This is a genomic window from Pseudomonas sp. PICF6 (genome assembly GCF_009831705.1).
GTDB lineage: Bacteria > Pseudomonadota > Gammaproteobacteria > Pseudomonadales > Pseudomonadaceae > Aquipseudomonas > Aquipseudomonas rhizophila.
Map to the genome: position 1 here is coordinate 212,724 of NZ_WUUD01000026.1, position 9,325 is coordinate 222,048.

11 protein-coding genes are annotated in these 9,325 nt (G+C 60.9%); 10 read left to right on the forward strand and 1 reads right to left on the reverse strand.

Features of this window, described 5'->3' with window-relative positions; translation table 11 throughout:
• From GSM73_RS17490 to ispH, 3 genes are all read left to right on the forward strand, one after another.
• The coding region (locus GSM73_RS17490) for a signal peptidase II (RefSeq protein ID WP_178129679.1) at positions 1-132 on the forward strand (132 nt) is incomplete at its 5' end.
• Positions 125-568: an FKBP-type peptidyl-prolyl cis-trans isomerase gene (gene fkpB / locus GSM73_RS17495; protein WP_047230170.1), complete on the forward strand. Its 444-nt coding sequence runs from the start codon at positions 125-127 to the stop codon at positions 566-568. The genes GSM73_RS17490 and fkpB, both read left to right, overlap by 8 nt.
• A gap of 128 nt (positions 569-696) precedes the next feature.
• Positions 697-1,644, forward strand: a complete 948-nt coding sequence (ispH, locus tag GSM73_RS17500; RefSeq protein ID WP_047230171.1) for a 4-hydroxy-3-methylbut-2-enyl diphosphate reductase — start codon at positions 697-699, stop codon at positions 1,642-1,644.
• Here the strand turns inward: ispH and GSM73_RS17505 are convergent.
• Entirely contained in the window at positions 1,621-2,136 is a 516-nt protein-coding gene (locus GSM73_RS17505) for a GspH/FimT family pseudopilin (RefSeq protein WP_160893354.1), read from the reverse strand. The two genes, ispH and GSM73_RS17505, sit on opposite strands and share 24 nt — an antisense overlap.
• 114 nt (positions 2,137-2,250) lie before the next feature.
• Between GSM73_RS17505 and GSM73_RS17510 the strand changes: the two genes are divergently transcribed.
• From GSM73_RS17510 to thiO, 7 genes are read left to right on the forward strand one after another with little or no spacing between them, the layout of a single operon-like run.
• On the forward strand, positions 2,251-2,724 hold the full coding sequence (locus GSM73_RS17510) for a GspH/FimT family protein (RefSeq protein WP_160893356.1): 474 nt from the start codon (positions 2,251-2,253) through the stop codon (positions 2,722-2,724).
• The gene (pilV, locus tag GSM73_RS17515; RefSeq protein WP_047230174.1) at positions 2,721-3,182 is read left to right on the forward strand and encodes a type IV pilus modification protein PilV; all 462 of its coding nucleotides are present in this window, start codon (positions 2,721-2,723) and stop codon (positions 3,180-3,182) included. The genes GSM73_RS17510 and pilV overlap by 4 nt, the downstream gene beginning before the upstream one ends.
• The gene (locus tag GSM73_RS17520) at positions 3,179-3,892 is read left to right on the forward strand and encodes a PilW family protein (RefSeq protein WP_160893358.1); all 714 of its coding nucleotides are present in this window, start codon (positions 3,179-3,181) and stop codon (positions 3,890-3,892) included. Before pilV ends, GSM73_RS17520 begins: the two co-directional genes overlap by 4 nt.
• A 9-nt stretch (positions 3,893-3,901) precedes the next feature.
• Positions 3,902-4,381, forward strand: a complete 480-nt coding sequence (locus tag GSM73_RS17525) for a PilX N-terminal domain-containing pilus assembly protein (protein ID WP_076386379.1) — start codon at positions 3,902-3,904, stop codon at positions 4,379-4,381.
• Complete coding sequence (locus GSM73_RS17530; RefSeq protein ID WP_160893360.1) at positions 4,368-7,469, forward strand: pilus assembly protein; 3,102 nt, start codon at positions 4,368-4,370, stop codon at positions 7,467-7,469. Before GSM73_RS17525 ends, GSM73_RS17530 begins: the two co-directional genes overlap by 14 nt.
• A 10-nt stretch (positions 7,470-7,479) precedes the next feature.
• Positions 7,480-7,881 (forward strand): type IV pilin protein, encoded by a 402-nt coding sequence (locus tag GSM73_RS17535; RefSeq protein WP_076386375.1) that lies wholly within the window; start codon positions 7,480-7,482, stop codon positions 7,879-7,881.
• Between the two features lie 55 nt (positions 7,882-7,936).
• Entirely contained in the window at positions 7,937-9,037 is a 1,101-nt protein-coding gene (gene thiO, locus GSM73_RS17540; protein WP_047230179.1) for a glycine oxidase ThiO, read from the forward strand.
• The last annotated feature ends 288 nt before the right edge of the window (positions 9,038-9,325 follow it).

Sequence of the window (9,325 nt, forward strand, 5' to 3'; positions counted from 1 at the left end):
CTGGTGCATTGGCAGAACCGCTGGTACTTCCCGGCGTTCAACTTTGCCGACAGCGCCATCACCGTGGGCGCCGTAATGCTCGCCCTGGACATGTTCAAGAGCAAGAAACCCGGAGAAGCCGTCCATGACTGAGCAGCGTATCGCTCAAAACACTGAAGTGAAGCTTCACTTCGCCCTGCACCTGGAAAACGGCGACACCGTCGACAGCACCTTTGACAAGGCTCCGGCCGTGTTCAAGGTTGGCGACGGCAACCTGCTGCCGGGCTTCGAGGCGGCGATCTTCGGTTTCAAGGCCGGTGACAAGCGCACCGTGGTGGTTCCACCGGAAAACGCCTTTGGTCAGCCCAACCCGCAAAACGTGCAGACCATGCCACGCTCCCAGTTCCAGGACATGGAACTGTCCGAAGGGTTGCTGGTGATCTTCAACGATGCGGCCAATACCGAACTGCCGGGCGTGGTGAAGGCGTTCGACGACGCCCAGGTGACCGTGGACTTCAACCATCCGTTGGCGGGCAAGACCTTGAACTTCGAAGTGGAAATCATCGACGTCAAGGCAGTTGAGATTTAACGGCAGTTACCGCCCCCACCATACCTGTGGGAGCGAGCCTGCTCGCGATGGCTGAATCACAGCCACCATCGAGTTGACTGTTCTGCCGCATCGCGAGCAGGCTCGCTCCCACAGACACGAGGCACAGCATGCAAATCAAACTCGCCAACCCCCGTGGCTTCTGCGCCGGCGTGGACCGGGCGATCGAAATCGTCAACCGCGCCCTGGAAGTCTTCGGGCCGCCCATCTATGTGCGCCATGAAGTGGTCCACAACAAATTTGTCGTCGAAGACCTGCGTAGCCGCGGGGCGATCTTCGTCGAGGAACTGGACCAGGTGCCAGACGACGTCATCGTGATCTTCAGTGCCCACGGGGTTTCCCAGGCAGTGCGTACCGAAGCCGCCGGCCGTGGCCTGAAGGTATTCGACGCGACCTGCCCCTTGGTGACCAAGGTCCATATCGAAGTGGCCCGTTACAGCCGTGACGGTCGTGAGTGCATTCTGATCGGCCACGAGGGCCATCCGGAAGTCGAAGGCACCATGGGCCAGTACGACGCCAGCAATGGTGGCGCGATCTACCTGGTCGAGGATGAAGAGGACGTCGCCGCCCTTCAGGTGCGTAACCCGGAAAAGCTGGCGTTTGTCACCCAGACCACCCTGTCCATGGACGATACCAGTCGAGTGATCGACGCCCTGCGTGCGCGCTTCCCGGCCATCGGTGGGCCACGCAAGGATGACATCTGCTACGCCACCCAGAATCGTCAGGATGCGGTCAAGCAACTGGCCGACGAGTGTGATGTCGTGCTGGTAGTCGGTAGCCCGAACAGCTCCAACTCCAATCGCCTGCGTGAGCTGGCCGAGCGCATGTCCACTCCGGCGTACCTGATCGACGGCGCTGAAGACATGCAGCGCAGCTGGTTTGACGGCGTCGAGCGTATCGGCATTACCGCCGGTGCTTCAGCGCCGGAAGTGTTGGTGCGCGGCGTGATCCAGCAACTGCAGGCCTGGGGGGCAACCGGTGCCGATGAATTGTCCGGTCGCGAGGAGAACGTCACCTTCTCCATGCCCAAGGAACTACGCGTGCGCTCCTTGCTTTGAGTCCATTTCGCACAAGGCCTGCTCGGTTTTCTCGCTGCGCAGGCTGACGCGGCCGCTGCGCGACAGGACCACCTGGTGGTGACTGACCGGCTTATGGTGTGCACAAACGTGTAACGTTCCCGCCTGAAATGCGCCGCTGGGCAGGAGCGGCTCCCCCTGGCTTGCGAATCTCACCGAGTGTTTTACCGGCCCGTTGCCAATGATTCGAGCATGGCGGCTGTGCTGCGTCAGCAGTGGCTGGTCATCGCCGTCCAGCATGATTTGCCAGCCCAGGCTCCAATCGTTGTCTATTCCTTGAATCGTCACTGTCCGATTGCGCGTGATTGCTTCGCTGCGGGCGCTGCGCAGACCGCTGGCCAGCAGCCGTGCGGCGTCGTCGCGGTTAGTGGATTCCACCAGGGCTTTGTATCCGGAACCGGCCCACGGCAGAACAATCGCGGCAATCGCCAGTCCCATGAGCAGTTCGATCAGGCTAAAGCCCTGTTGATACATGACGTCTCCTCCCTGGAGAGCTTGTTGTAGAGAGGGAGCAAGCTCCCTCGCCACAGGCAGTCGTTTGTTCTAGCGTGTAGAAGCAGGTATAGCCAATGGCGACGGAGGGCATCGATGGATCTTCGTACAAAAGGTTTCACGCTGATTGAGGTGCTGGTCGCCCTTGGCGTGCTGCTGCTCCTGATCACCCTGGCGGTACCGGCCCTTACCGGTTCGGTGCAGGGCACCAAGGCCGATACCGATATTGACGACCTGCGCCGGGCACTGAACTTCGCCCGGATGACGGCGATCGACCGTGGTGTCACCACACGGATTCGCCCCACGGTCCAGGGCAGCGTATGGAGCAGCGAGCTGACGGTGTATGACAGTACTGGCGCTGAGCCCAATGTATTGCGGGTTGTTCCAGCGATGAGCGGCGGCGCGACTCTGACGCTAACCTCAGACGTGACCAGCATTGATTTCAACAACCTCGGCGGGTTGTCGGCACCGGCCACGCCGGTGACTTTCAATTATGTAAGGGGGGCGCAGAGCAGGACACTGAGTGTTTGCCTCAATGGACGAATCGTATTGGGTGGAAGTTGCGGATGAAGGGTTGCAGTAAACAGGCACAGGATGGCATGACACTGATCGAGGTGCTGGTGGCGGTGCTGATTCTTGGCGTGGGCTTGCTGGGAGCGGCGATGGTTCAGCTCAATGCCCTCAAATATACCGACAGCTCGCGCATGACCAGCCAGGCCAGCTTCATCGCCTACGACATGCTCGACCGCATTCGTGCCAACTCCGGCGCCGATTACACGGTTACGCCGCCCAGTTCACCCAATCTCAACGTAGCCCGGGACCAGGATCTCTACGATTTCAAGACCAACATCGTCAGCTTCGGCGGCGCCACGGCCACCGGCACTGTTGCGCTGCACCAGCGGGTCTACACCATTACCATCTCTTGGGACGACGCCCGGGCCGCCAACACGACCAACGCCGCCGAGGCTCGCCGCAGTTTCGTGCTGACCAGTCGCGTCGCCGTCGACCCACCCGGGGCGACGCCATGAACAGGCATTGCCGGGGATTCGGCCTGATTGAGCTGATGATCGCTTTGGTGCTCAGCCTGATTGTCGTGCTGGGTGTGGTGCAGATTTTCATCGCCGCCAAAAACACCTACGTCAGCCAGGGTGCGGCGGCGGTGATGCAGGAGGATGCGCGGTTCGCTCTGAGCAAGATGGTCCAGGAGCTTCGTATGGTGGGCATGTTCGGTTGCCTGGAGACCGTCCTCGACGCGTCCTCGGCGGGGGATTTCAATGCCAGCAAGGTCACGCCGATCAGCTGGGACAATGCCAATCTGAAGCTGACCCTGGTGACGACGGATGTCGGCAACAGCGGCGGCGTGCCGACCTGGACCGTGATCTCGGATTGTCGCAACACGGCGACCGCCTATACCGGGGCGCGGATACCGGCGGCCGGGCAAATGGCGTTTCCGATACGGCGGCTGGTCTACAGTTTCAGCAATAACCAGTTGTTGATGGGCACCGGGGCTGGCAACCCGACCCAGGCGGTGCTGGTGGATAACGTCCGGGCATTCGATGTGACATTTGGGGTGGCCAGCAGCGCGACAGACATCGCGGCATCGAGCTACAGCCGCAACCCGAGCAATCCGGCCCTGATCCGCAGCGTGCGCCTGACCCTCACGCTCTTTGATCCGAAGAACAACGTGCGTGAGCAGACCTTCAACGTGGTTGCCGCTTTGCGCAACCGGCTTCTGTGAGGGCGACTGATGAATTCAACGCCCATCAAGCATCGCCAGCGCGGTATGGCATTGCTGGTCAGCCTGGTTTTCCTGCTGCTCCTGACGCTGATCGGCCTGTCGTCGATGCAGAGCGCCACCCTTCAGGAAAAAATGACCAGTAGCGTCATGCTACGCAACCAGTCCTTCCAGTTGGCCGAGGCAGCGCTGCGGGTCGGTGAAAGCGCGGTACAGGCCGAGGCCTACTCCCTGCCGGTGTGTACCACCGCGACCCAGTGTGCGCCGCCGGCTGAATCGGCAACCCTCACGACGGCCGGGCGCAATTCATCGTCGGGGGTGACCTGGATCGCCGTCCCTGGCGGGTTCTATGGCGTGCAGAATCTGGGCACCACGCTGACGGCGGTCAACGTGCCGATCAATACGTCGGCGACGCTGTACCGGATCACGGCGGTGGCCGTGGTGGGAAATAACCAGCGCAGCGTCGTGGAGAGCATCTATGCGAAATATTAAGGTGCGTCGCGATTGGAAGCAGGCGTTGTGGGGTGTGCTGCTCAGCCTGTACCTGGCTGCACCGGCCTATGCTTTCACGCCTTCGGATTCGCCGTTGCTGAGTGCCGCCGCAGTCACGCCCAACGTGATGCTGCTGATCGATGACTCGGGGAGTATGAACAACATCATTTGGGCGTCGGGGTTTGATCCGACGGTGACGCAAACGCGCACTTATGCATGCAGCGCCAGTAGCAATTGCAACGATAGGTATGAACTGGATCTGGATGACTCGAACATTCTGTTAATGAGCCTGTTGCGGGGCGGTTGCTCGTCTGGCTGGTACGGTTTCTACCGGCCCGGCCTTGGTCGGATCTGTCTGCGGCTGCCAGACCCGGTGGGTGGGGGCGATACACGCTACACCGCCAAGTACCTGGCGTATCTGGTAACCCTGGCCAACGGCTCGAACCGGGACTACACCAATGGCTCAATCCCCAGGGATTATCGAATCAACGTGGCACGGGATGTCTCCAACGACTTGGTCGCCAACAACCGTGCCTTGCGCATCGGGCTTGCCACCTTCAATCCTCCCAACTTCAGCAACTCCGGCCCGGGGGGCTACATCGCCCGTGTCGTCAGCGATCTGTCACCCGTCAGCGGCAGCGTGACCCAGACCCAGGCCAACGCCAACTACAGTGCCCTGATCAACGCCATCAACGGTCTGGGCGCGGTCGCCAATACGCCATTGGCCGAGAGCTATTACGAGGTCACCCGTTATTTCAGGGGCATGGCGCCGTACCACAACAATAGCCCCAGCACCTACACCAGCCCGATCCAGTACCGGTGCCAGAAGAATTTCGGTGTGGTGATCACCGACGGCTTGCCCACCTACGACCGTACCTTTCCCACCAACGATCCGTTAGGCGGATCCCGTCTGCCGAACTGGGATGGCATCAGTACCAACGATGGTGCTGACCGCAACGGTGACGCTGAGGGCGATACGCTTTATCTGGACGATATCGCCAAGTTCGCTTTCGACATCGACATGCGTTCCACCGGCACCGACGTCACTGGCCAGAGCTGGAATGCCACGGATTTTCCCCGGCAGTACCTCAATACCTACACCGTGGGTTTTGCCGTCACCAATACGATGCTGTCCGACGCCGCTCGCTACGGCGCGGGTAAATATTATCCAGCGTCCGACAGCGAAGGCCTGAACTCGGCCTTGTCATCGGCCTTGAGTGACATCACCTCCAAGGCCGGATCGGGGGGCGGCGGCACCACCAACGGTGCAACGTTGTCCACCACCTCCAGCTATTACCAGACCACCTATGACCCCAAGGACTGGCGAGGCACCATCCGCGCATTCGGTTTTACCTCGGCGGGGACGGTCGATACGGCGGCCGTGCAATGGACCACCAACACCAGCATCGTGCCGGGTGCCACGGCACCGACCTATCAGTCCTGGAACACCGCGACCAACACGCCGGTAACCCTGGCCTACGGCAACTTTTCACCGGCCCAGCAAACCAGCCTCAGCCAGGGCCTGCCCACGGGGATCACCGGCAGCGATCTGGTGGAATGGAGCAAAGGTGTCAATAAAACCGGGCTGAAGGTGCGCAGCGCGTTGCTGGGGGACATTATCAACTCGCCACTGCTCCTGGCCTCGCCGAACGACCAGACCGCCTCGGACCTGCTGAACGACACCAGCTACAGCACTTACCTGGCAACCAAGGCGGCGAACATGAACGCCAATCTCGTGGTGAATGCCAACGATGGTTTCTTCAGCGTCATCAACAGCGCAAACGGCACGCGGCGTTACGCTTATATGCCCTCGAGCGTCCTGCCCTCGTTGCGGGACATCGCTGACACCAATTACATCAACGGCGTGAGTCACAAGTTCCTGGTGGATGGGCAGATCGGCGTATTCGATGCGCAATTGGGCAATGCTTGGAAGACCGTTGCCCTGGGCGGGACTGGAGCCGGGGGCAAAGCGTTCTATGCGGTGCAATTGTTCGACGCAGCGGCAGGCAATGCGCTCCGGGCGTTGTGGGAAATAAGCGCACCGACCGTCGCCAATACGGCCAACGCCTTCAATGACCTGGGCTACGCCTATGCGCGTCCCGAAGTCGCGCGCCTGGCCGATGGTCGCTGGGCCGCGTTCATCGCCAATGGCTATGGCAGCAACACCGGCGTAGCGGCGCTGTACGTGGTGGATATCCGAGATGGTTCGCTGATCAGGAAAATCACGGTCAATAACAGCGAGACGGGTAACGGCCTGTCGTCGGTCAAGCTTCGGGTCAATTCCCAGAACGTGGTGCAGGCCGCGTACGGTGGCGATTTGAAAGGGCGGATGTGGAAATTCGACCTCAGCGGCACTTCCCCCACCGCCTGGGGCGTTGCGTTTGCCGGGCAGCCGTTGTTCACCGCGCCCGGTGGTGCAACCCAGCCCATCACCGTCCAGCCGTTGCTGGCGGAAAACCCTCAAGGCGGGACCCAGGTTTTTTTCGGCACGGGCAAATTCAACGAAGCGGTGGACAAGCTCAATAAGGATCTGCAGGGGTTCTATTCGATCTGGGACGCCGTCGGCGGTACCGGACAAATCCCGGTTTCGAGCCTGCAAGCCCAGTCGATCACCGGGGTGTTCTCAGGCAGCACCGGGCAATTCGTGACGACCAGCCAGACCGACGTCACGTATCCTGCAAAAAATGGCTGGTATCTGCCCTTGGTGTACAACAACGCATTGACTGGGGAACGGGTGATCAACCCGGCCAGTCTGGTGCTCGGGCGCGTGGTTTTCACCACGGCCGCGGTGGACACCACCGATCCCTGCGCCAGCTTTGGTACTGGCAAACTGATCGAGGTGGATGCGTTCAACGGTAAGATGCTCAACTACGCGGTGCTCGACACCAACGGTGACGGCATGCTCAACAGCCTCGACACGGTCTCCAGCGGAGTGATTTTCACGGGCGGGATCCCGACCTTGAGCGCTGTCGTCAGTGCCAACGGGGCCACCAACATGATCGTGAACGACTCCGGTGGCGGCATCACCGACCTGCTGGGAAAATCCGTCGGCGGCAGCCGCCGCATCATGTGGCGGCAAATACAATGAGAGATAAGGTATGCGCAGATCCAACCGGGGTTTCACCTTGATCGAAATCATGATCGTGATCGCCATCATCGGTATCGTGATCACCGTCGGCTATCCGAGCCTGACCGAATACATGAAAAAGGGCCGAAGGGCCGAAATCGCCGGGCTGCTATCGGAGCAGGCGCAGATTCTTGAGCGCCATTACTCCAAGAACAATGTCTACACCAACGCGACCGGGCTGAGCAGCGGTAATGATTTCTACACCATTACCCAGACGCTCATGGATCAGAGTTTCACCCTGACTGCCGTGCGCAACAGCGCCTCGTCCATGGCCACCGACAAGTGCGGTGATTTCACCATCAACAACACGGGCGCGCGAAGCATCATCAACGCTGCTGCCGGGCTGACTGCCAAGGATTGCTGGGGTCGCTGAGTTTATTTTTTCGGGCGCTGTCCTGCGCCCTTTGTCTTGTGAGTTGAAATAGAACATGACCAGGCAACAGCAAGTGGTGATTGTCGGCGGCGGAGTCATTGGCCTGCTGACGGCGTTCAATCTCGCGTCCGAAGGGCAGCGCGTGGTGCTGCTGGACCGCTCCAGTGTCGGCCAGGAATCGTCCTGGGCCGGCGGCGGTATTGTTTCGCCGCTGTACCCCTGGCGCTACAGCCCGGCGGTCACCGCACTGGCCCACTGGTCGCAGGACTTTTATCCACAGCTGGCCCAGCGTCTGTTCGCGGCCACGGGGGTTGATCCGCAGGTGCATGTCACCGGTCTGTATTGGCTGGACCTGGACGATCAGGCCGAAGCACTGGCCTGGGCCGAGCGGGAAGGGCGCCCGTTGCGGGCTGTGGAAATCTCGGCTGTCCATGACGCGGTGCCAGTACTGGGCGCGGGTTTCTCCCGGGCGATCCACATGGCCGATGTGGCCAATGTGCGCAATCCCCGGTTGGTGAAGTCCCTCAAGGCTGCGTTGCTGGCGCTACCCAATGTCACGCTGCATGAGCAATGCGAGGTCGGCGGGTTCATCCGCGACGGTGGGCGTATTGTGGGGGTTAACAGCTCCGAGGGGCCGATCCTTGGCGATCAGGTGGTCCTGGCGGCGGGCGCCTGGAGCGGTGAATTGCTCAAGACTCTGGGGCTGAAGTTGCCGGTCGAGCCGGTCAAGGGCCAGATGATTCTGTACAAATGTGCGTCGGATTTTCTATCGAGCATGGTCCTGGCCAAGGGCCGTTATGCGATTCCGCGTCGCGACGGGCATATTCTGGTGGGCAGTACGCTGGAGCGCGAAGGCTTCGACAAGACCCCGACCGATGTTGCGCTCGATAGTTTGAAGGCGTCGGCGCAGCAGCTGATTCCTGCGCTGGCGGACGCCGAGGTGGTCGGGCATTGGGCCGGGTTGCGGCCTGGATCGCCGGAGGGCATTCCCTATATTGGTGAGGTGCCGGGGTTTTCGGGGTTGTGGTTGAACTGTGGGCATTATCGCAATGGGTTGGTGTTGGCTCCGGCGTCGTGTCGGTTGTTTGTTGATGTGATGTTGGGGCGTGAGCCGGTGATTGATCCTGCGCCGTATGCGCCGGCGGGGCGGTTGTAGGGTTCGGCTTTGGCTTGGGGGTGAGCTTGGTGACGAGGCGGCCTGACAGCCGGCCTGTCTCTCATGGTTGTACCCGGATCCAACTGTGGGAGCGAGCCTGCTCGCGATGGCGGCCTGACAGCCGGCCAGGGTTTTGTTGGCTGGGTATATATCCGTTTCTGCGGTAACGGCTACTTATGGTTCCGCCCTTACGGCGGGTCACTTTTGAAGAGCGCAAAAGTAACCAAAACGCTCTTGCCCCACCACTCGGTGCCTCGCCTAGGCTCGGCATGCCCTCACTCCGGCATT